Origin of the sequence: Bordetella ansorpii (assembly GCF_900078315.1) — a bacterium.
Classification (GTDB): domain Bacteria; phylum Pseudomonadota; class Gammaproteobacteria; order Burkholderiales; family Burkholderiaceae_B; genus Bordetella; species Bordetella ansorpii.
Genome location: NZ_FKBS01000029.1, coordinates 379,815 through 400,331, shown reverse-complemented (window position 1 = coordinate 400,331; position 20,517 = coordinate 379,815). Strand labels below are relative to the sequence as shown.

The following is a 20,517-nucleotide window of genomic DNA, read 5'->3' as shown; positions in this document are numbered from 1 at the left end:
GTTCACCAACACACTACCTGGCCTCGATGTGGAGCTTCCACGCCACGCATCAAGTATGTGGCCGCGAGTTGTGGCAGGAGCGTTCTTACCTTGTTGCTGGGGCATTGACCTAGCCGCGTCAGAGCGCAAGCCGGTGAAGCTGTCATGCGAGGATGCCGAGTCAGTCATGTCTCCATTCGGGAGAGGCGGCCCGTGCGTCCTTGGCTTGTCGTGAATCCTGGCGGTGGCGCGGCTGCGCCTTGGGCTTCATGGCCGCAACCTTGCGGCGAAAACAATTTCCCCTGCGCTGCGCGCATTCCTCGCGGGGCAAATTCTTTTCGCCTCCAGGTTCTCCACGTTGTTGCGACCGCTCCGCGGTGCGGCCAGCCCATCCCCCGCCGGGCGGATCACAACAAGGACGCACTGGCGCGACCTTGTTCAACCCGAAAGGAGAAATCATCATGGCTAACATCGGCACCTTCACCGCAGAGAAAGACGGCTTCACCGGCACGCTTCGCACCCTGACGCTCAACGTCAAGGTCAAGCTGGTTCCCAACGACAAGGGTGACAACGAAAGCGCACCCGACTACCGCCTGCAAGCGGCTGGCCACGACATCGGCGCAGCGTGGAAAAAAACCAGCGAGGCCGGACGCCCTTATGTGTCCGTGACCCTGGACGATCCTTCGTTCCCGGCAACGGTCTATGCCCGGCTGATCGAAGGCGAGGATGGCGCACACGACCTGATCTGGTCGCGTAGCAAACCCAAGGCGGCCTGACGGCTGCCACCAGGCCCCGCCCAGTGTGGCGGGGCTTACATCTATTCAAGAAAAATCCGTTTTCCCTACTGGATTAATAACATAGGAAAACGTAATTTCATCGCGGTCGTCGTTGCGTCTGGCGTCACGTATATCGTGAATATGAATGACTGCATAACTCCCATGCGTATTCTCTAGTGCAACAAGCTCGCCTTCTACGGGGGTGACTACTCGGTTTGCATAGTCTAAAGCAGAAACGTCACGCACCTCATCAATCCTTCCAGCGTTAGGGATTCGAGCAATTGCTCTTATATCAGCAGGATCTCTATAAATGTGGATGCTTGTATCGCTCGCCTTTGAAAATTTCAAAGTAAACTGGAGATTATTTTTTCCAATTAAAAATTCGTGATCGTTGCTGTTTTCATAATCAAAAGACACTCTGCCTTTTTTTCTTCGATTTGCGTATCCAGGCTTCCACGGCCAATACGATGCCAAAAGTGTTGCGCTGCCGCCGACAAAGACAACAATTGGCTCCATTGGAAAATTTTTCTCTAGGATTTCAATTAAAAACCAAGCCGCAGAAAGTATTAGAAATGCAACCCCAAGGATTAATAAAACTTTCTTTTGTCCGCGTTCCAGTCGGTAAAGGATGTTGTGGAACATGTCCTCAGAATTTTCTTAATGAAGGGTTTGAAATTGATATTTCTCTAATCTCAGACTTAACTTCCCCCAGGATTGCATCAATATCCAATTGACTTCCGTCAGAATAAGCAAGCGTAAGTAACGTAAGCGGATGCACCTCTAAAACATTGCATAGCTCTTCCAGTTTGCTCAATGTCGGACTCTTCAAACCGCGCTCCAGCGAACTTAGATAGGTGCGGCTAGATACATCCGAGAACGCCTCCTGGCTCAGACCTCGCGCCTTTCTGATCTGCCGCAGTGCATGGGGCAACGATGGTTTGAGCACTGTCATTCTGAACTTTCCCCAAAATCCAGAATGACAACCCGTTGCACCCTATAGAGCTACAATCTATAGTGTTCATTTCCGACTTTTTTGCCTTTACTGAAATCCGCATTGGCGGTTGTCTTCAAAAGCGGAGAGCCTGATCCGTGTCTTTCCTGACTTCCGTGCATGTGCCTTCGTGCTTCTACGCTTCTGCGGATGCGTGGGCTTGCGCATCCGTGCTTTCGAGGGAAAGCGGCAAAGCGTCTCTGCTGCTCCGTACATCCGTGGGAGTACAGCCATGACTCCGCTCATCACCGCCGACGAGCGCACGCGCCTGCTGTCCAACGGCCAAGTCCGGGCCGCCGGGCAGGACACCGACCCGTTGCCCGTGGTGCGCTTGTTCACGCCAGATGCGCATGCCACCTGGCTGCTGGCCTCGCTCGACCCAGCCGATGGCGATACTGCCCACGGCCTGATCGACTTGGGGATTGGCATGCCAGCACTGGGTACGGTGAAGCTGTCTGACCTGGCCGCCATCGTCGGGCCACGCCAGCAGCCCGTGATGCGGGATCGCTACTTCCAGCCGGTGCGGCGGCTGTCGGAATACCTGCGGCTGGCAGAGGAGAACGGCTCGATCACCGATTGAGCGCCACCGCCAAGCGGGGCGCACTGTGTCTATTTCGGTCTGGTCTGTGACCCGTTCGGTCTGAATCGGCAGTGTTGCACCGAAGCGGTGCGTGCCTGATCGAAACGGTCATGATGCTTGGCGCGAGCTGCGGCAAGCTGACCGACGCGGCATGCCATTGGAGTGCGTTGCCGCCGTCGCACTCGGACGATTTCAGCAACGCATCGGAGTTCATCGGTCTTGACACTGCCAGTTTACGCTTCACCCATGACGTTTTGACGATGGCCTCGTAGCACGCCGTTTCGCCGTGGCGACGCACCCCCAGCACAGGGAGGTTGCAGTATGGCTGATCGCAGTGCCGAGCCGTGGTATGCCACGGCGGCCTATCTCTACGTTCTGCACCTGGATGGCCCGGCGCTGGCATGGGAGTACCTGCGCCGTCATCCAGACTATCGGCACGACTGGCTGCGCTGTCGTCGCCAACCGGATGCTGCCGGGCACTGGGGGCTGCGCCTGCTGGAAGATCCCGCCCTGGATGCGCGGGACGCGCACCCGGCCTGGTGCTCCGATCACGATGCCGTGGTGCAGCTCTACCCGGATGCCGATCCGCCGCCCGATGCCCTGTGCTTTGAGTTCTGGAAGCTGCCGGGCCACAAACACCTGATCCATGACGGCAAGCGCCTGGTGCTGGTGGCGCGCTGGCCCGGCTGCTGCCTGCGTTTCGTGCTCGCGCCAGGCTTGGCCGATGGCATGGCTTACGCCTATGCCATCCGGGCCTGCGCCGCGCCTTGCGAACGCTATGCGGCCCTGGCGAGCGAATTGAACAAGATCGCCGTAGCCGCCGGTGCCGCACCTGCGGCGACCGTCCGGCCACGTCCGCCGCTGTCCGCTTTGCTGGAACTGCACACGCTTCAGGCGCTGGACGCGACCCTGGCGGGTGCGTCCTTGCGGGAGGTCGCCGAAGGGCTGTTTGGTGTGGATGCCGTCGCGGCCGACTGGCACAAGGACAGCGCCTTGCGCGCTCGTGTACGCCGGCTGGTGCGGCGTGGCGAGGCGCTGATGCGCGGCGGCTATCGCAGTCTGGCGCAGCTCCCGCCAGTTGCAGCGCAGTGAGGGGGGACGTTTTGCAGCCCCTTCATTTCGTCCCTTAGCAAGAAGCCCATCTTTCTTGAAAGTGCCTCTATCCGGCCGCGTGGTGTGGCCGGGCTTGATGGAGGTACACCCCATGCGACCCGCTCCCTTGCGGCCTGCCGCCGCTGCTGTCGCTGCGCCCGCGCAGCCCCAACGCTACCTGACCAACGACGAAGCCGCCGACTACCTGCGGCTGTCGCCGCGCACGCTGGAGAAACAGCGCGTGATCGGTGGCGGCCCGAAGTTCCGCAAGTTCGGCCGCCGCGTCATGTACGCCGTTAGCGACCTCGATGCCTGGGCCGATGCGCGCAGCTATGAGGCGACTTCCGACCCGGAATATGCCGAACGGCACGCGGGTGACTACCGTGACGGCCGCTGACCGTCGGCGCGTGGGTGGTCATCGCCATGTCTCGCCCGCCAGGGCACGCCTTGCCGCAGCGCGAACAGCTCGACCTGTTTCGCGCACTGCCGGGCGAGGACATGGCACCGCGCGATGCCCAGGACTTGATGGCCTATCCGTTCTTCTCGTTGGCGAAGTCGCGGCGCACCGCGCCGATCGACTTTCGCAGCGGCAACATCACCATCCGCGTGGAAGGCACGCAGGAACACGGCATCGCCACCATCTGGGATGCGGACATCCTGATCTGGGCCGCCAGCCAGATCGTCGAAGCCAAGGACGCGGGCATCCAGCCGTCCCGGCGGATGCAGGCCACGCCCTACGAAATCCTGCGCTTCATCGGACGCGGCAAGTCGATACGCGACTACCAGCGCCTCAAGGCCGCGCTGGATCGCCTGCAATCGACCACGGTGGCCACGTCCATCCGCGAAACCACGGGAAGGCGCTTGCACCGCTTTTCGTGGATCAACGAGTGGAAGGAACTGGCCGATGCCAGAGGCACGCCGCTGGGTATCGAGCTGATCCTGCCGGATTGGTTCTATGCCGGCGTGCTGGACGCCGCCCTGGTGCTGACCATCGACCCGGCGTACTTCCGGCTCACGGGCGGCATCGAACGCTGGCTGTACCGGCTGGTGCGCAAGCATGGCGGCAGGCAGGAATGCGGTTGGCAGTTCGATTTCCGCTACCTGCACCAGAAGTCCGGCAGCAGTGCCAAGCCCTACGACTTCGCCTGCGATCTGCGCGCCCTGGTCGCCAAGAAATCCCTGCCGGGATACGCGCTTGGCATTGTGCGAATACCCGAGGACGACACGGAGCTGCTGACCTTCCGGCCCGTGCCGCCCACGGCACGGGGATAACTGCGGGACAAGTTGTGAACAGTGTCGTGCTATCAGGCGTGCGGGGTATCGTGCTATCAGGCGTGTCCCTGTCGTGCTATCAGGCGTGCCAATCGGCTGCAAAGCCGCGCCGTTGCTGGGTTTGCGCGCTCTCTAACTTAACTAACTTAAATACTCTAACTTTTAGTAGAGAAAGAGCATTGCGGTGGACAACTGCCGCAGGTCGAAAAACCAGCCAGCAAAAACGGCGAAATCCATCCCGTTGTGCCGGACTGGAACAGCCAGGTCTTCCAGGCAGGAGGGCCGCGCCATGATCGTCGCATTGCTCAACCAGAAAGGCGGCGTCGGCAAGACCACGCTCGCCACCCACGTCGCCGGGGAACTGGCCTTGCGCGGCCAGCACGTCGTCCTGCTCGATGCCGACCCGCAGGGTTCGTCGCTGGACTGGACACAGCGCAGAAGCCAGCAGGGCTTGCCCCGGTTGTTCAGCGCCGTGGGCCTCGCCCGCGAAACACTGCACCAGGAAGCCCCAGAACTCGCCAGACGGGCCGATCACGTCATCATCGACGGGCCACCCAGGATTGCCGCCTTGGCGCGCTCTGCGCTGCTGGCGGCCGAACGGGTGCTGATCCCGGTGCAACCCAGCCCCTACGACCTGTGGGCCAGCGCAGAGATGGTGGCGCTGATCCGTGAAGCCCAGGTGTTCCGGCCTGCACTATGCGCGGCCTTCGTCATTAACCGCCGTGTCAGCACCACGGTGATCGGACGCGAAGCACGGCAGGCACTGGCCGAACAACCACTGCCAGCGCTGCGCTCGGAGATCCACCAGCGCATCGTCTTCGCCGACAGCGTGGCCGCTGGCCGGCTCGCCCGCGAAACCGCACCGGACAGCGCGGCCGCCCGCGAGATCACCGCGCTGGTCGATGAACTACTGCGGTGGCCGTCATGACAGCGAAACCGCCACCCACCGGCAAACGCCCGCCCAAGCGCGTCGGCATTGGCGCACGTCCACCTGCGAGTCCACACGCCGAGGCTTGGATTCGCCAGGGCGATGCCGATGCGCTGGGCAAGGGCGACCTCTACACCGCACGCCTGACCCTCGACATCACGCCCGCCATGCGGGCGCGCATCAAGGTGTCGGCCTTCACGCAAGGCGTGACCGTGGCCGACCTGCTGCGCGCACTGCTGGAACGGGAGTTCCCGGAGAACAGGCCATGAACGCATCCACATTGCCTTCGGCTGGCACAACGACGGCAGCGCTGCTGCCAGTGCCGGCGGCACTCGCTGTGCAAGCCGGTAACACACCGCTGACCCGCGTATCGCTCGCCTACATCGAACCGCGATTCAAGCTCTATCTGCGCTTCGGCGAACCAGCCCGCACGCTCCAGCTCGACCGCTGGCGGCGCTGCGCGGTGTTCCTGCCCGGCGCGATGTTCTGCCGCATCCGCTGGCAGGCCAACGACTACGGCACGATCCGCTGGCAGCTCATGGTGATGCAGGCCGCCACGCCGCAGGACGACATGCAACGCATCCCTGGCGTACAGCCGGGCGCACGCCTGCTGCTGCATGCCGAAGGCGACGCCAACGTGCGCGCCGTGCTGGAACGCATCGACGGCATCGAGGCGCTGGGCATCGCGCCCGTCACCGTCTCGCCCGCGTACTGGCGCACGCTCGCCAACCGGCTCGCCGCGCATTCGCCGCTGCCCGAATACACCGCCGAGCGGCACGCCGCCTGGCTGGCCGGGAGGGCGCTGCCATGACGACCTATCCCACCACCGCACACACACCCAAAGCCGCGCCGCTTCCTCGCTCGTGCCTGCGCGCTCGCCTCGTGCTGGCGGGCTTCGCCGCCGTCGGCCTCGCTGCGCTGGCCTGGGCGGCTTTCGTGCAGCCGCTGCCGCGCCTGATCTACAACCCGTCCGACAGCGTGGCGGTCGGCTGGTATCGCATCGAACCGTTCGAGCCGGGCACCGCCTCGCTGCCACGTCCGTTGCCCGTGGACAGCATCGTGCTGGTGCCGCTGCCCGACAGGGCCGCCACGCTGGCTGCGCAGCGCGGCTACCTGCCGACGCGCGTGCCGCTGCTCAAACGTGTGGGCGCGGTCGCGCCACAACACGTTTGCATCGTCGCCGGGCAGGTACGCATCGACGGCGTGCCTTCGGCCGCCGTGCTGCCTGCCGACCGGCTGGGCCGCCCGCTGCCATCCTTGCAGCTTTGCCGCCGCCTCGAACCGGGCGAACTGTTCCTGTTGAGCGTGACCAATCCGGCGTCGTTCGACAGCCGCTATTTCGGCCCGGTCAGCGCATCCGCCGTGATCGGCGTCGCGCATCCGGTCTGGCTGGAGACACGCCCATGATAGCCGCCGATTCGCTGCACGTTGCCGCGCCTCTCATCGTGCCATCGGGCGTGTCGTTCCGGCTGTTGCTGCCGTGTCGCCGCGCGTGCAGTGCGGGTGCATTCGCACCGCACGTCGCGCTGCCTTCGGCGCAGCCGTCCAACGTGCAGGCGTCTTGCCTCGAACGCGCTTGGCCTGCGGCCCCAGGCTTGTCCATCTGCGCGTTCGCCGGTGGGCTGGCTGCGGGTGCAGCAGCGCCACCGGGCCGACGATGCCCGGAGCGACAGCGAAGGGCAAAGGCGGAAGGCAAGATAAAAGGTCGCGGCACATGGCCGCTTGAAAACCTTGTCTGCACGTGGGGGGAGCGCGGCACGCGCTCAGGGCGGCAGCGTGCCGCGAAGGTGCGCAACGCCGCTTCGGCGCTGGCGAAGTCGCGTGCTTCGTCTGCTGGACTGCGATGGCCTTGGATGGAGCCGCACCATGAGTAACCGCGACGACGACCGTTTCCGCGTCCGGCCTGGTGCTCCGAAACAGCGCGGCGATGCCTACGTCAACAAAGTGCTGCGGCAGGCCAACAAGGCCGGCGCGAAGCTCGGCAAGACAGCCGCCAAAGTCGGCCAACGCCCCGGCTCCCGGCTGGGGCGCGGTCACGTTGCGGCGCGCTTCGCTGGGCAGGGACTTGGGGCGAATGCCCGGCGTGTGACGATCAAGGCTCGGCTGGTGAATCTGGCGAAGGCCGGGCCGCGTTCTACCACCGCGCACCTGCGCTACATCGAGCGCGAAGGTGTCGATCGTCAAGGCGGGCCGGGTCACGCCTACGGGCCGCCGACCGACGATGCCGACCTCGAAGCGTTCAAGGCGCATGGCGAAGGCGACCGGCACCAGTTCCGGTTCATCGTCTCGCCGGAGGATGCCGAACAGCTCGACGACCTGCGCACCTACACGCGGCACCTGATGGCGCGCATGGAGGCCGACCTGGGCACTCGGCTGGAATGGGTGGCTGTCGATCACTGGAATACGGACAACCCGCACACGCATGTTGTCCTGCGCGGCAAGGACGACACCGGCAAAGACCTCATCATTTCCCGCGACTACATCGCCGAAGGGATGCGTCGGCGTGCGTCGGAGCTGGCGACCGAATGGCTGGGGCCGCGCACCGAGCTGGAGATGCAGCAGGCAATGCTGCGCGAAGTCGAACAGGAGCGATGGACAGGTCTGGATCGCACCTTGCAGCGCGAGGCCGGCGACAACGGCTTGGTGCATATCGAACGCTTCGCAGAACCCCGGCTGCAACGCCAGCGACAAATGCTGATCGGCCGTTTGCAACGCTTGCAACGCATGGGCCTGGCGAGCGAGCAACAGCCCGGCGTGTGGGCCGTCCACGCCGAGGCCGAGCCGGCCTTGCGGGCAATGGGCGAGCGCGGCGACATCATCCGCACGATGCAGCGGGCTATGAGTGGCAAGCAGCGCGAGCTGGTCGTGTTCCAACCCGGCGAGGCTGGCCGCGCCATCGTCGGTCGCGTCGCTGGCAAGGGGCTGGCGGACGAGTTGTACGACAAGGGCTATCTGATCGTCGATGGCACGGACGGTAAGGCGCATTACGTCGCTTTGCCGCCGCGCTCGGAGTTGGAGCAGTACCCGAGCGGGGCCGTGATAGAGGTGAAAAGGGCGGCCAACGTGCGCGTTGCCGACCGCAACATCGCCGCACTGTCCGTTGGTGGCGTGTACCGAACCGACCACCATCTTGCGCTTGCCCAAGCACAGGCTACGCCCGACCGCGATCCGCGTGAGGTGGTGGCCGCGCACGTGCGCCGGCTCGAAGCCCTGCGCCGCGCCGGCATCGTGGAGCACGAGGCCGAAGGCGTCTGGCGAGTGCCCGACGACCTCACCGAGCAGGGCCGCCAGTACGACGCGCAGCGCCTTGGCGGCGGCGTGGCGGTGGAACTGAAATCGCACTTACCCATCGAGCGCCAAGCGCGCGTCGTCGGCGCCACCTGGCTCGATCAGCAGTTGATCGGAGGCGGTAAGGGCTTGGGCGACCTGGGCTTTGGGGCCGAGGTGAAGGACGCGCTACGCCAGCGCGCCGACTTTCTGACTGAACAGGGCTTGGCCGAGCAGCGCGGGCAGCGCGTCGTCCCCGCGCGCAACCTGCTGGCGACGCTACGCGGGCGCGAGCTGGCGCAGGCCGAAAAGGACATTGCCGCCGAAACTGGCTTGGAGCATCGCTCGATGGCCGACGGGCAGCGCGTGGCCGGCATCTACCGACGCAGTGTCATGCTCGCCAGCGGGCGCTACGCGATGCTCGACGACGGCATGGGCTTTTCGCTGGTGCCGTGGAAGCCGGTGATCGAGCAGCGACTGGGGCAGCAGCTCGCCGCCACGGTGCGCGGCGGCGGCGTGTCTTGGGAGATTGGGCGAACAAGAGGGGGACCAGCCAGTTAGCCATCCCAACTATTATTCATCGCAGGGCGGGTTTGTGATTTGCTGAACTTAATGTGCAGCTTTTTTGGTAGGAGGCTGATCTGCCGGGTTGAATTTGGATTCGGTCGACCGCTCCTAGTTCTCTATTTGGGCTCTGATCTCCCTCAAACCTTGTCCGAGCTTGGTACGCAGCAGCGTGCGCAAGGTAACGCCATCAGAGTAACCAACGGCCACCGCAATACTCTCAATGCTTTCCGACGTTGTCTGCAGCAGATGCACGGCCTGCTGCACGCGCATATCCTGAAAAAAAGAAAGAGGAGACTTCCCAGTGACAGCTTTTAACTTACGCGACAGAGTGCGTTCACTAACATGGAGGCTCTCTGCCGCATCAGCCAGCGAAAATCCCTGTGATAAGCGGGAGTGTGCCCATTGCTCGTAGCGTTCGACCAAGGGGTCGGCATGAGCGAGGTGATTAGGGATCACGAAGGCGGCTTGCGAGGGTCGCCGCTCCACTAACAGATAGCGCGCAGTCATCGCGGCCAGTGAGGGACTTTTGCTGCGCACCAACCCTAGCGCAAGATCGAAGTGCGCCAGGGCTGCCCCTGCAGTAACGAACGGCGCTGAATTCACGAGCATGCGCGATTCGTCTAACAGCACTTTCGGATATCGCTGCCGAAAGAACGGGGTTAGCCACCATGAGGTTGTAGCCTTGTGATCGTCCAGCAATCCTGTTTCCGCTAGAACGAAAGTGGCTGTGCATGCCGCGCCGATCAAGGCACACTCCTGCGACAGCTCTCGAAGCATACCGCACGAGGCGAGAACGTCTTTGCGGCGCAGTGCATCCGCGATGAGTGGCGGTTGCTTTGCTCCGAGCGCGGGCACCACAACAGCATCGGGCCGGCGCAGCGATTGCTTGGGTGTTAGTGGCACGGCAAAGCCATGCGCTGTACTCACATGGCGTCGTGGTCCCACGAGTGCCACGTGGAATGGTTCGACTGGATTTTCCAATTGCGGCACGAGCTCATTGGCCAATGCAAGAGTGTCAAGCACGGCCGACAGGCCGATATCGAAGGCACCATCGACGATAAGCACCTGAATGTTCATGGCGAGAAGCATACCATATAAGTCAATTTCGCCACTACTGAAGATTGCGCTCCTTGATTACAGTGACGGCTCCTTCAGCAATGTACTAGGAGCGTTTCATGAGTTCTCTCAAGACAACAACGGCAGCTCTCGCAACCACACTGGCCCTTGGCGCCGGCGCGATTTTGAATGGCACGGAAGTGCATGCGGCAGAGCCTGTCGAGACTGCCGCGAAGGTGGGACTTTGGGTCGTATTGGACGCAAAGAGTGGCAAGGAGGAGGAAGTCGCGAAGTTTCTGCTTGGTGGGCGCAGCGTCGTGGAAGCCGAACCAGGTACGACCACGTGGTACGCCGTCAGGCTGAGCAAAACGCAATTTGCCATCTTCGACACTTTTCCCAATGAGGCGGGCCGAACTGCGCATTTGGAGGGAAAGGTAGCCGCCGCGCTGATGGCGAAAGCGCCGGATATGCTGCAGCGCCCCCCGAGCATCGAGAAAATCGACGTACTCGCTGTCAAGCTCTCGCCTTCAAAGTAAATATTCGACAAGGCACTTGGTTCTGTCTTCATTAGGATGCGCCCGCAGATCGGGCGCATCCTATGTCCGATGAAGGCACGTGGTTTTCCCCGTGACATGGAGGCGGGTGACGAACAGCAGCTGTGGTAGCAGATCACCGCGACGATGTGCAGCAGTTTCCTGTATTGAGAAATGTGGCGAGCCTACGACCCACCTTGCAGACCTGAAACACTGAGGGGTTGATTCAGTCGCAGGGTGGTTCAGCGCCGTGAAGAGCCGCATTGCGCTCAATGGCTGTAACGACCTAGTTGCTGTCATAGGTAATAGCCGAAGGTTCGAGCCTGGATTGCAGTGATATGGATATACGACACCTTCGTTGCTTCCTTGCCGTGGCCGAAGAACTTCATTTCGCGCGAGCGGCAGAGCGGCTTCACATCGAGCAGTCGCCGCTATCGCGCGCGATCAAGGAGTTGGAAGAAGACCTTGGCGTCCAGCTCTTTGTGCGTACCACGCGTAGCACTCGCCTGACTCGTGCTGCGCACCTATACCCGGCATCTGGTGAACCGGATGGAGGCCGACCTGGGGACGCGGCTGGATTGGGTGGCGGTGGATCACCGGAACACCGACAACCCGCACACGCACCTGATCGTGCGCGGACGCGACGACACCGGCAAAGACCTCATCATCGCCGGCGACTACATCGCCCACGGCTTCCGCCACCGGGCCGCCGAGCTGGCGACAGAATGGCTGGGGCCTCGCACCGAACTGGATATCCAGCAGACCTTGCAGCGCGAAGTGGAGCAGGAGCGGTGGACGAGCCTCGACCGCACCCTGCTACGCGAGGCTGGCGAGGATGGCCGGGTGCAGATCGAACGCTTCAACGAACCCCGGCTGCAACGCCAGCGCCTGCTGCTGATCGGCCGCCTGCAACGCTTGCAGCGCCTGGGCCTGGCCGACGAGACGCAGCCCGGCACCTGGGCCGTCCATGCGGACGCGGAGAAGACCTTGCGCGCCCTGGGCGAGCGTGGCGACATCATCCGAACGATGCAGCGGGCCATGAGCTGCCAGCCGCGCGAGCTGGCGGTGTTCGAGCCGGGCCAGGACGCCGATGAACGCGGCCGCACCATCGTAGGCCGCGTCGCGGCCAAGGGGCTGGCCGACGAGTTGCACGACCGCGGCTATCTGGTCATCGACGGCGTGGACGGCAAGGCCCACTACGTCGCGTTGAACGCCCGCGACGAACTGGTGAACTATCCCACCGGCTCAGTGGTGGAAGTACGCGGTTCCGCCGAGGTGCGGGCGGCCGACAAGAACATCGTCACGCTGGTAAGCGATGGTCTGTACCGCGCTGACGACCACCTTGCCATCGAACAAGGGCGGGCCAAGGCCGGACGCGACCCGCAGGAAGTCGTCGCGGCCCATGTTCGCCGGCTGGAAGCCCTGCGCCGTGCCGGCATCGTCGAGCGCGTCGCCGATGGCTTATGGAAGGTGCCGGACGACCTGGCCGAGCGTGGCCGCCAGTACGACGCGCAGCGGCTGGGCGGAGTGACCGTGGAACTGAAATCTCACCTGCCGATCGAGCGGCAAGCCCGCGTGATCGGTGCCACCTGGCTCGACCAGCAACTGATCGGCGGCGGCAAGGGGCTGGGCGACCTGGGCTTTGGCAGCGAGCCCAAGAACACCCTGCAACAGCGCGCCGACTTCCTGGCCGAACAGGGGTTGGCTGAGAGGCGGGGACAGCGTGTGATCCTCGCCCGGAACCTGCTGGGCACGCTGCGCAATCGGGAACTGGCGCAGGTCGCCAAGGACATTGCCGCCGACACCGGACTACAGCATCGGCCCGTCACCGACGGGCAGCGCGTGGCCGGCATCTATCGGCGCTCAGTCATGCTCGCCAGCGGTCGCTACGCGATGCTGGATGACGGCATGGGATTCAGCTTGGTGCCGTGGCGGCCGGTGATCGAACAGCGGCCGGGGCAGCAGATCGCCGCGACGGTACGCGGCGGCGGGGTGTCGTGGGAGATTGGAAGGCAGCGTGGTGTTTCGGTATAGCCAGATTGACGCCAAACGCCGGGCCACTTCGACAACAGAAGCTTGGTTCCTGGCATATTCTGCGTTGTCGTCAAGGCCGGTGAAAATCCGCGCCGCGCACACCGCAACGGCACGGCCAATGTTCAGATCAACGTTTGCAGGCTCTTCAGCAACTCTTCAATATTCCCTTCGTGACGCTTGTAATAGGTCCAAGGTCCGATGCGCTGGGACGTGACCAGTTTGGCCCGCTGCAAGACCGTCAAGTACTGTGAAATGGTCGACTGTGACAGCCCCGCACTCTCCTGGATGATGCTCACGCAAACCCCGACCTTTTCGGGATCGACTTCTTGCTCCGGATAGTGTTTGCGTGGGTCTTTGAGCTTGGCCAAGATCGCCAATCGGGCGGGGTTGTCCAAAGCCTTCAGTGCCTCATGGATATCAATGCTCATGGCAACCTCAAAACTACTTTTCTCGATATTATAATATCTCAATTACTAATAGCAGTGCACGGATGTAGTGAGAGCCACTACTGATTCAGGCCGAAGTAGCCCGCCATCACGCCCGGCGCCGTGAGGTCGGGCTCCAGCCCACCTCGGACGGCAAAGCGGTCTGGCGCGCGACCGTGACCAGCACGACCGGCTGGTCCCATTCGTTCACCCTGTTGCGTCTCGCTCCCGCGCTGATCTGGGAGTCTGGCGAGCGACCAGCACCTTTCGCGGGGACGGTAGAGATCGACGCGACGCCCACGGAAAACGACGCCAGCATGTCGGCTCCCGCGCCTTCCGTCTCGGTGAACCCAGCGCAGGGAGGTCAAGAGCCTCCGATTTGGGAGGGCGACAGCACCACCATCGTTTCACCGCCCGCAGCCCAGCCCGTGCCCGACGTCATGCAGGATTTGCTCGCGATGGTGGGCTTGGGTGAGTCGGCCGGCGTTGGCCAGGATGCCGAGGAGTTCCTCCACACCCCCGCGCCAGCAATAGCCGCGACGTCCATTCCATCGCCTGCACCTGCACCCGCGCCTACGCCTGGGCCATCGGCAACGAAGCCATCCGGGAAACAGTTCATCGTTTGGCTGAAGCAGGGAATCGCCGCACGACGGCTCATCATCAACGACGCGAAGGCACTCGTGCATACGGTGAATGACACGGCCTACCTGGTCAGCCCGGGTGTGTTCCAACGCTATGCGCAGGAGCATCCCGAAGTGGCCGCACTCGCCAAGCAGGAGAATCAACAGGATTGGCAGTGGGTGCAGAAGCGCTTCGAGAAGCTGCAGCTACATCGAAAGCAGCCCAATGGCCTGAACATTTGGACTTGTGAAGTCACGGGCCCGAGGAAGTCCCGCCGACTGCATGGCTACCTCCTCGAAGATGGGTCCTTGGCACTCGCCGAAATACCGCCCAACAACCCCTATCTTGCTCTGACTCAGGAAGGATGACGCGATTCGGGCATTGATCGCCACCGTCGTGTGGCGACGATCAATGCCCCGCGAAAATTGGCAACATTTGGCGAACTGAGCTACTCGGCCCGCGCCAACTCCTGTGCAAGGAACGGAGCGGTTCTGCTGCCAGACGTTCGGGCCACCTGCTGAGGGGAGCCCGCCACCACGATGCTGCCGCCGGCAGCGCCTGCACCAGGCCCCACGTCGATCACCCAATCGGCCTGGGCCACCGCGCGCATATCGTGTTCGATCATCACTACGGTATTGCCGGCATCGACCAGGCGCTGCAACTGCACCAGCAGCCGGTCGGCGTCTGACGCATGCAGCCCGGTAGTCGGCTCGTCGAGCACGTACAGGCTTCGGCCGCGCTGGCTGCGCTGAAGCTCGGTCGCCAGCTTGATACGCTGCGCCTCGCCACCGGAAAGCTCGGTGGCCGGTTGCCCCAGGCGCAGGTAGCCCAGTCCGATATCGCGCAGCAGTTGCAGTGGCCTTGCCACAGCGTCTTCACCCGCGAAGAATTCGCTGGCTTCGTCCACGGTCATCTGCAGCACCTCGGCGATGTTGCGCCCGTTCCATTGCACCTTCAGCGTGGCCTCGTTGTAGCGTGCGCCATGGCACGTCGGGCACGGCGCGTACACGCTGGGCATGAACAGCAGTTCCACGCTGACGAAGCCCTCGCCCTCGCAGGTCTCGCAGCGCCCCTTGGCGACGTTGAACGAGAACCGTCCGGCATCGTAGCGGCGGCGTCGCGCATCGGGCGTGGCGGCGAACAGCTTGCGCACATGGTCGAACAGGCCCGTGTAGGTGGCCAGGTTCGACCGCGGCGTGCGCCCGATCGGTTTCTGGTCCACCTGCACCAGACGCTGTACGGCGTCCACGTCGCCCGCCAGATGGCCGCCGGTCGCTTCGATCACTGCCGGCCCTTCGCTGGTGGCGCTTTCGGCTACATCGTCTTCCGGCTCGTAGCCCAGGTGCAGCAGCACCAGCTCCGGCAGGGCCTGCGCGACGAGGCTGGACTTGCCCGAGCCGGAGATGCCGGTGACGGCCGTCAGCACGCCCAGCGGAATGCGCGCATTCACGCCATGCAGGTTGTGGCGGTGAATGTCTTGCAGCTCCAGCCAGCCGGTCGCTTCGCGTGCCCGGCTTCCCGGCGCGGGGATCTCATCGAACAGGTAGCGTGCAGTACGCGATTCGGCAATCTTGCGCAGGCCATCCGGCTCGCCGCTGTAGAGCACGCGGCCGCCACGCTCCCCAGCATCCGGCCCGACATCCACGAGCCATTGCGCGCGGCGCATCAGGTTCAAGTCGTGCTCCACCACGAGCACCGAGTTGCCGGCATCGCGCAGCCGGTCGAGCGCGTCGTATAGGGCCTGGCTGTCGGAGGGGTGCAGGCCCGCCGAGGGCTCGTCGAGCACGTACACGACACCGAACAGCAGGGAACTCAATTGCGTGGCCAGCCGCAGGCGCTGCAACTCGCCGGCCGAAAGCGTCGGCGTGGCCCGGTCCAGCGTCAGGTAGCCCAGGCCCAGCCCACGCAGTTGGCGCAGGCGTGCCATCACGCCACCGGCCAGGCGCTGCGCGGCGAGGCGCTTTTCTTCCGATAGCGCCGAGGTGCGGCGCACGTCGGGCGATACCGCATGGACGGCACGACCGGAGGCCGCGCGTTCGGCACGGTCGCGTCGGGTCGCTTCCTTGTCCGTAGCCGCCCCCGCTGCATGGGCGCGGAAATCGCCCTGGGCGATGGGTTCGAGCAAGGCCGCCAACTGGTCCAGCGGCATCTGCATGAACGCGCCGATGTCCACGCCGGCGAAGGTGACCGACAGCGCCTCGGACTTGAGCCGCTTGCCGTGGCAGGTGGGGCACGGTTTGCCCTCCATGAACCGGGACACGCGCTTTCTCATCAGCGCGCTCTGGGTGTTGGCAAAGGTGTGCAGCACATACCGCCGGGCGCCGGTGAAGGTGCCCATGTAACTCGGCTCCATCTTGCGCTTGAGCGCGGCGCGGGTATCGGCGGGCGTGAAGCCGGCGTACACCGGCACCGTCGGTGTTTCCTCGGTGAACAGAATCCAGTCGCGATCCTTCTTCGGCAGGTCCTTCCACGGTCGGTCAACGTCGTAGCCCATGCTGACCAGGATGTCGCGCAGGTTCTGGCCTTGCCAGGCGGGGGGCCAGGAGGCGATCGCCCGCTCGCGGATGCTCAGGGAGGGATTGGGCACCATGATGGCCTCAGTCACCTCGTACACATGGCCCAGGCCGTGGCAGGTCGGGCACGCTCCCTGCGGCGTGTTGGGCGAAAAATCCTCGGCGTACAGCATGGGCTGGTTGGCTGGGTAGGCGCCGGCGCGCGAATACATCATCCGCACCAGGCTGGACAAGGTGGTCACACTGCCCACAGAGGAACGCGCGTTGCTGGAGCCCCGCTGCTGTTGCAGCGCCACCGCCGGCGGCAGGCCGTCGATCGCATCGACGTCCGGCACGCCGGCCTGGTCGATCAGTCGCCGCGCATAGGGGGCCACCGACTCGAAGTAGCGCCGCTGGGCTTCCGCATAGATGGTGCCAAAGGCCAGCGAGGACTTCCCGGAGCCGGAGACACCCGAGAACACCACCAGCGCGTTACGCGGGATGGAGACGTCCACCTCCTTGAGGTTGTTCTCGCGGGCGCCACGCACCTGCACGAGGCCGCTGGCCGCAGCGGTACAAGAGGATTCACCGAAAGAATTGTTTGGCATGTTCTTATCCTGTAGTTCGTCCCGCTCAGGACGGGACTTCCTGAGTTCGGGTGCCGCGGCGGCTGGCTTCGAGCGCTGCGGTGAGAGTGCGGGCGTCGTAGCTGCCGCGCAGGCGGCGACCCTCGACGAAGAACGTCGGCGTGACATGCGCACCGCTGGCGACCGCACTGGCGAGGTCGCGCTCGACACGCTCGATCACCGCAGGGCTGTCGAGATCCGCGATGAACCGATCGACGTCGAGCCCAAGCTCTACGGCGTAGCCGATCAGATCCTCGCGCTCCAGCGCGTGCTGACGGGTGAACACGAAGTCCAGCCACGGCCAGAACATCCCCTGATTCGATGCCGCCTCGGACGCACGCGCGGCGATCGGCCCATGCGGGTGGTGCGGCAACTGGCGCACCACATACCGCAGGTCGTCCCCGAAGTGGGCGCGCAGATCCTCCCAAGAACCGGTAGCGTGCGCACAGTACGCGCACTCGAAGTCCACGTACTCCACCAGCGTGAGCTGCGCGTCCTCTGGCCCGCGAATGTGATCGACCTCGGGATCGACCGGCGGCTCAAGCACCATCGGCAGATCGGCGGTCTCCTCATCCCACCTGCGAGCGGCAACCTTGAATATGAGCCGCCCGAGCAACGTGGCGAGCATCATCGACACGAGCACGCCGACCGTCGCCTGGCGGCCCAGGTCGGAGGTCGTGCCGAACGCGAGCCCGATGATGAGCAGCGACACGGTGAACCCGATCCCGGACAGTGCCGCACCACCGAACACGCTCCCCATTCCGACACCCGCCGGCAGGCGCCCCAGGCCGAGGCGGACCGCGGCGAGAGTGATGAGCCCGATGCCCAGGAGCTTGCCGAGCACGAGCCCCGCGATGACGCCCCAGGTCACGGGCGAGCCGAAGGCCTCAGCGAGCAGCCCACCACGCAGGTCCACCCCGGCGTTCGCCAAGGCGAACACCGGCACGATCAGCAGCGCTGTCGGCAGCCGCAGGAACTCGTGCAGCCGCTCGTTCACCGAGATACCCTGGGACAGCCCGCAGTCCACTGCGCGAGCCGATGCGGCACTCGGAGACTGCCAGAAGTCACGGAACAACTGTCTTGCCGCGACGACCTTGTGACGTTGCGTTGCGTAGGCGGGGATCAGCAGCCCCGCGGCCATCCCGGCGAGGGAGGCATGGATGCCGGAGTACACGGTCGCGAGCCACAGGACGATCACGATCAGCACATAGGGCGTTGCCCGCCACTGGCGGTTGCGCCCCAGCAACCACAACCCGACGAGACTGGCGAGGGCGATCAGCAACGGGACGACCCGGATCTCCTCGCTATAGACGATGCCGATGATGGACACGGCGAGGAAGTCATCGACCACGGTCAGGGTGAGCAGGAACACGCGCAACTGACCGGATAGCCGCGGGCCGACGATCGCCAGGGTGCCCAGCATGAACGCCGTATCGGTACCGACCACCGCCCCCCACCCGTGCAGGCCCTCACTTCCGGCCAGCCCCACGATCAGGACATACACCAGCGCGGGAAGCACGACACCCGCAACCCCCGCGATCAGGGCGAGACGGGCACGGCTGCGGTCCCGGAGCGACCCGTGGGCGAATTCCTGACGCACCTCCAGGCCGATCAGGAAGAAGAAGACGACCATCAGGCCGTCGTTGACCCAGTGATGCAGATCCATGTGCAGGCCCAATGGCCCAAAGTTGAACCCGACGCCCAGGTGCCACAACTCGAAATAGGCATCGGATAGCGGCGAGTTCGCCCACACGAGCGCCACAACCGTGACGATCACCAGCAGCACCGCAGCCCCAGACTCAGTGCGTAGATAGCGGGCAACTCGTCTCCGTCTGATATTCGCCGAGGATTCACCGAGAGAAGCGTCTGGCATGTTCTTATCCTGTAGTTCGTGAAGTAGCGATGGGCCAATTTCGGGGGATGTCGGTCAAGCGTCCGGGCTTGGCGGCGTCGCGTCATCGAGCGAGCGCAGCCAAGTAAGCCTTTCTCCCAGCCTTCGCTCGACGCCCCTGTCCGCTGGCTGGTACCAGCCCGGCCGCGCCACGCCCTCGGGAAAATAGGTTTGCCCAGCGGCATAGCCGTTGGGCTCATCATGCGCGTAGCGGTAGCCTTCGTGATATCCCATCTGCTTCATCAGCTTCGTCGGCGCATTGCGAAGATGGGGCGGCACAGGCTGGGAGCCGCTGCGCTTGACGAATGCCTTGGCCTGATCCCAGGCCGCATAGGCGGCATTCGACTTGGGGGCCAGAGCGAGGTAAGTCACCGCCTGGGCCAGCGGTATCTCGCCTTCGGGCGAGCCCAGCCTGTCGTAGGCCAGCGCAGCATTGAGTGCCAGTTGCAGCGCCTGCGGGTCGGCATTGCCGATGTCTTCGCTGGCCATCACCACCATGCGGCGGGTCACCTGGCTCACGTCGCCGCTGCCGTCGAGGATGCGGGCCAGCCAATACAGGGCCGCATCGGGATCGGAGCCCCGTAGCGACTTGTGGAAGGCTGAGAGCTGCCAGTAGAACTCGTCACCGCCCTTGTCGAACCTGCGCAGCGATGGACTGGTGGACAGCTTGGCGAACTCGCCATCGACCACGGTCTTGCCAGCGCCCGACGCCGCATTCGTCACCTGCTCAAGCAGATTGAGGAAGCGCCTGCCATCGCCATCGGCAAAGCCCTTTAGCAGGTCCAGCGCGTCCGCGTCCAACGTGACGCCCTGGAGATGCGGCAGTGCGCGTTCGTAGAGCTGGTTCAGTTCGTCGCTGGACAGCGGTTCGAGGGTATAGACCTGCGCGCGCGAGAGCAGTGCGGAATTGACCGCCAACCCCGGATGCTCGGTCGTCCCCCCCACCAGGGTCAGGAGCCCCGACTCGACATGGGGCAGCAGGGCATCCTGCTGCGCCTTGTTGAAGCGATGGATCTCATCGACGAAAAGCACCGTCGATCGACCATGGTTGTCCAGTTCGGCCTGGGCCTCGTCGATGGCTTGCCGGATGTCCTTCACCCCGGCCAGCACGGCCGAGATGGCGATGAATCGGCTGTCGGTCGCACTGGCGGCCAGGCGCCCTAGGGTGGTCTTGCCCACGCCTGGCGGCCCCCAGAGGATGAACGAGTGCAACTTGCCCGCCTCGAACGCGAGACGCAGCGGCTTGCCGGGGCCGAGCAAGTGCCGTTGCCCGACGAATTCGTCCAGCGTCTTGGGCCGCAGGAGTTCGGCCAAGGGAGGCTTGGGCTTTGTCGTGAATAGATCGGTCAAGTTCCTCTCCCTGGCATTTCTGATAGTTGACGTTCCG

General features: G+C 64.0%; 18 protein-coding genes and 3 pseudogenes. 14 read left to right on the top strand and 7 right to left on the bottom strand.

Annotated features, from left to right (window positions below):
- Nucleotides 1-440 precede the first annotated feature (440 nt).
- Complete coding sequence (locus A7W11_RS23540) at nucleotides 441-755, top strand: DUF736 domain-containing protein (RefSeq protein ID WP_014995085.1); 315 nt, start codon at nucleotides 441-443, stop codon at nucleotides 753-755.
- Between the two features lie 45 nt (nucleotides 756-800).
- On the opposite strand, the gene A7W11_RS28185 is transcribed toward A7W11_RS23540, so the two are convergent.
- Together A7W11_RS28185 and A7W11_RS27690 are read right to left on the bottom strand one after the other, a co-directional pair.
- A complete protein-coding gene (locus tag A7W11_RS28185) occupies nucleotides 801-1,397 on the bottom strand; it encodes a hypothetical protein (RefSeq protein WP_156523216.1) in 597 nt (198 codons plus the stop codon).
- Between the two features lie 4 nt (nucleotides 1,398-1,401).
- The gene (locus A7W11_RS27690; protein ID WP_082887451.1) at nucleotides 1,402-1,707 is read right to left on the bottom strand and encodes a helix-turn-helix domain-containing protein; all 306 of its coding nucleotides are present in this window, start codon (nucleotides 1,705-1,707) and stop codon (nucleotides 1,402-1,404) included.
- 271 nt (nucleotides 1,708-1,978) lie between these two features.
- On the opposite strand from A7W11_RS27690, the gene A7W11_RS23535 reads away from it, so the two are divergent.
- The 9 genes from A7W11_RS23535 to A7W11_RS23495 all read left to right on the top strand — a co-directional run bounded on the left by A7W11_RS23535 (nucleotide 1,979) and on the right by A7W11_RS23495 (nucleotide 9,446).
- Nucleotides 1,979-2,326, top strand: a complete 348-nt coding sequence (locus A7W11_RS23535) for a DUF2958 domain-containing protein (RefSeq protein ID WP_066420000.1) — start codon at nucleotides 1,979-1,981, stop codon at nucleotides 2,324-2,326.
- 321 nt (nucleotides 2,327-2,647) lie between these two features.
- On the top strand, nucleotides 2,648-3,418 hold the full coding sequence (locus tag A7W11_RS23530) for a DUF2285 domain-containing protein (RefSeq protein WP_066419997.1): 771 nt from the start codon (nucleotides 2,648-2,650) through the stop codon (nucleotides 3,416-3,418).
- 112 nt (nucleotides 3,419-3,530) lie between these two features.
- On the top strand, nucleotides 3,531-3,815 hold the full coding sequence (locus A7W11_RS23525; RefSeq protein WP_027016806.1) for a helix-turn-helix transcriptional regulator: 285 nt from the start codon (nucleotides 3,531-3,533) through the stop codon (nucleotides 3,813-3,815).
- Between the two features lie 26 nt (nucleotides 3,816-3,841).
- The gene (locus tag A7W11_RS23520) at nucleotides 3,842-4,690 is read left to right on the top strand and encodes a replication initiator protein A (protein ID WP_066421669.1); all 849 of its coding nucleotides are present in this window, start codon (nucleotides 3,842-3,844) and stop codon (nucleotides 4,688-4,690) included.
- Nucleotides 4,691-4,979: 289 nt separating this feature from the next.
- Entirely contained in the window at nucleotides 4,980-5,618 is a 639-nt protein-coding gene (gene parA, locus A7W11_RS23515; RefSeq protein WP_066419995.1) for a ParA family partition ATPase, read from the top strand.
- Nucleotides 5,615-5,887 (top strand): chromosome partitioning protein ParB, encoded by a 273-nt coding sequence (locus A7W11_RS23510; RefSeq protein ID WP_066421666.1) that lies wholly within the window; start codon nucleotides 5,615-5,617, stop codon nucleotides 5,885-5,887. The genes parA and A7W11_RS23510 overlap by 4 nt, the downstream gene beginning before the upstream one ends.
- Nucleotides 5,884-6,429, top strand: coding sequence for a DUF2840 domain-containing protein (locus A7W11_RS23505; protein WP_066419985.1), 546 nt, complete (start codon nucleotides 5,884-5,886; stop codon nucleotides 6,427-6,429). The genes A7W11_RS23510 and A7W11_RS23505 overlap by 4 nt, the downstream gene beginning before the upstream one ends.
- Complete coding sequence (locus tag A7W11_RS23500; RefSeq protein ID WP_066419984.1) at nucleotides 6,426-7,025, top strand: S26 family signal peptidase; 600 nt, start codon at nucleotides 6,426-6,428, stop codon at nucleotides 7,023-7,025. The genes A7W11_RS23505 and A7W11_RS23500 overlap by 4 nt, the downstream gene beginning before the upstream one ends.
- Nucleotides 7,026-7,484: 459 nt before the next feature.
- Nucleotides 7,485-9,446 (top strand): relaxase/mobilization nuclease and DUF3363 domain-containing protein, encoded by a 1,962-nt coding sequence (locus tag A7W11_RS23495; RefSeq protein ID WP_066419979.1) that lies wholly within the window; start codon nucleotides 7,485-7,487, stop codon nucleotides 9,444-9,446.
- A gap of 114 nt (nucleotides 9,447-9,560) precedes the next feature.
- Here the strand turns inward: A7W11_RS23495 and A7W11_RS23490 are convergent, their stop codons facing one another.
- Complete coding sequence (locus A7W11_RS23490; RefSeq protein ID WP_066421663.1) at nucleotides 9,561-10,529, bottom strand: GlxA family transcriptional regulator; 969 nt, start codon at nucleotides 10,527-10,529, stop codon at nucleotides 9,561-9,563.
- A 98-nt stretch (nucleotides 10,530-10,627) separates the two neighbouring features.
- Here A7W11_RS23490 and A7W11_RS23485 point away from each other — a divergent pair, with 98 nt between their 5' ends.
- The 3 genes and pseudogenes from A7W11_RS23485 to A7W11_RS23480 all read left to right on the top strand — a co-directional run.
- Entirely contained in the window at nucleotides 10,628-11,044 is a 417-nt protein-coding gene (locus A7W11_RS23485) for a putative quinol monooxygenase (RefSeq protein WP_459562137.1), read from the top strand.
- 335 nt (nucleotides 11,045-11,379) lie between these two features.
- A pseudogene (locus A7W11_RS27675) lies at nucleotides 11,380-11,571 on the top strand (helix-turn-helix domain-containing protein); the annotation flags it as partial.
- Nucleotides 11,558-13,075, top strand: a pseudogene (locus A7W11_RS23480) (DUF3363 domain-containing protein); the annotation flags it as partial. The pseudogenes A7W11_RS27675 and A7W11_RS23480, both read left to right, overlap by 14 nt.
- Nucleotides 13,076-13,197: 122 nt before the next feature.
- Here the strand turns inward: A7W11_RS23480 and A7W11_RS23475 are convergent.
- Complete coding sequence (locus tag A7W11_RS23475; protein ID WP_066419976.1) at nucleotides 13,198-13,503, bottom strand: ArsR/SmtB family transcription factor; 306 nt, start codon at nucleotides 13,501-13,503, stop codon at nucleotides 13,198-13,200.
- 131 nt (nucleotides 13,504-13,634) lie between these two features.
- Here A7W11_RS23475 and A7W11_RS23470 point away from each other — a divergent pair.
- Nucleotides 13,635-14,489: pseudogene (locus tag A7W11_RS23470) on the top strand (conjugal transfer nickase/helicase domain-containing protein); the annotation flags it as partial.
- An 80-nt stretch (nucleotides 14,490-14,569) separates the two neighbouring features.
- Here the strand turns inward: A7W11_RS23470 and A7W11_RS23465 are convergent.
- Genes A7W11_RS23465 through A7W11_RS23455 form a run of 3 tightly spaced genes read right to left on the bottom strand, consistent with a single transcriptional unit; the run spans nucleotide 14,570 to nucleotide 20,480 of the window.
- Nucleotides 14,570-17,221, bottom strand: a complete 2,652-nt coding sequence (locus tag A7W11_RS23465; RefSeq protein ID WP_066419968.1) for an excinuclease ABC subunit UvrA — start codon at nucleotides 17,219-17,221, stop codon at nucleotides 14,570-14,572.
- 25 nt (nucleotides 17,222-17,246) lie between these two features.
- Nucleotides 17,247-19,112: a Na+/H+ antiporter NhaA gene (gene nhaA, locus A7W11_RS23460; RefSeq protein WP_066419967.1), complete on the bottom strand. Its 1,866-nt coding sequence runs from the start codon at nucleotides 19,110-19,112 to the stop codon at nucleotides 17,247-17,249.
- A gap of 54 nt (nucleotides 19,113-19,166) precedes the next feature.
- Nucleotides 19,167-20,480 (bottom strand): replication-associated recombination protein A, encoded by a 1,314-nt coding sequence (locus A7W11_RS23455; protein WP_066419966.1) that lies wholly within the window; start codon nucleotides 20,478-20,480, stop codon nucleotides 19,167-19,169.
- Nucleotides 20,481-20,517 lie beyond the last annotated feature (37 nt).

Bases quoted from the DNA above. Each gene is read 5' to 3' on its own strand.
- A7W11_RS23520 (WP_066421669.1), top strand. From the start codon at position 3,842: ATGTCTCGCCCGCCAGGGCACGCCTTGCCGCAGCGCGAACAGCTCGAC.
- A7W11_RS23495 (WP_066419979.1), top strand. From the start codon at position 7,485: ATGAGTAACCGCGACGACGACCGTTTCCGCGTCCGGCCTGGTGCTCCG.
- parA (WP_066419995.1), top strand. From the start codon at position 4,980: ATGATCGTCGCATTGCTCAACCAGAAAGGCGGCGTCGGCAAGACCACG.
- A7W11_RS23510 (WP_066421666.1), top strand. From the start codon at position 5,615: ATGACAGCGAAACCGCCACCCACCGGCAAACGCCCGCCCAAGCGCGTC.
- A7W11_RS23465 (WP_066419968.1), bottom strand. From the start codon at position 17,221: ATGCCAAACAATTCTTTCGGTGAATCCTCTTGTACCGCTGCGGCCAGC.
- A7W11_RS23505 (WP_066419985.1), top strand. From the start codon at position 5,884: ATGAACGCATCCACATTGCCTTCGGCTGGCACAACGACGGCAGCGCTG.
- A7W11_RS23535 (WP_066420000.1), top strand. From the start codon at position 1,979: ATGACTCCGCTCATCACCGCCGACGAGCGCACGCGCCTGCTGTCCAAC.
- A7W11_RS23500 (WP_066419984.1), top strand. From the start codon at position 6,426: ATGACGACCTATCCCACCACCGCACACACACCCAAAGCCGCGCCGCTT.
- A7W11_RS23540 (WP_014995085.1), top strand. From the start codon at position 441: ATGGCTAACATCGGCACCTTCACCGCAGAGAAAGACGGCTTCACCGGC.
- A7W11_RS23525 (WP_027016806.1), top strand. From the start codon at position 3,531: ATGCGACCCGCTCCCTTGCGGCCTGCCGCCGCTGCTGTCGCTGCGCCC.
- A7W11_RS27690 (WP_082887451.1), bottom strand. From the start codon at position 1,707: ATGACAGTGCTCAAACCATCGTTGCCCCATGCACTGCGGCAGATCAGA.
- A7W11_RS23475 (WP_066419976.1), bottom strand. From the start codon at position 13,503: ATGAGCATTGATATCCATGAGGCACTGAAGGCTTTGGACAACCCCGCC.
- A7W11_RS28185 (WP_156523216.1), bottom strand. From the start codon at position 1,397: ATGTTCCACAACATCCTTTACCGACTGGAACGCGGACAAAAGAAAGTT.
- A7W11_RS23490 (WP_066421663.1), bottom strand. From the start codon at position 10,529: ATGAACATTCAGGTGCTTATCGTCGATGGTGCCTTCGATATCGGCCTG.
- A7W11_RS23485 (WP_459562137.1), top strand. From the start codon at position 10,628: ATGAGTTCTCTCAAGACAACAACGGCAGCTCTCGCAACCACACTGGCC.
- A7W11_RS23530 (WP_066419997.1), top strand. From the start codon at position 2,648: ATGGCTGATCGCAGTGCCGAGCCGTGGTATGCCACGGCGGCCTATCTC.
- nhaA (WP_066419967.1), bottom strand. From the start codon at position 19,112: ATGCCAGACGCTTCTCTCGGTGAATCCTCGGCGAATATCAGACGGAGA.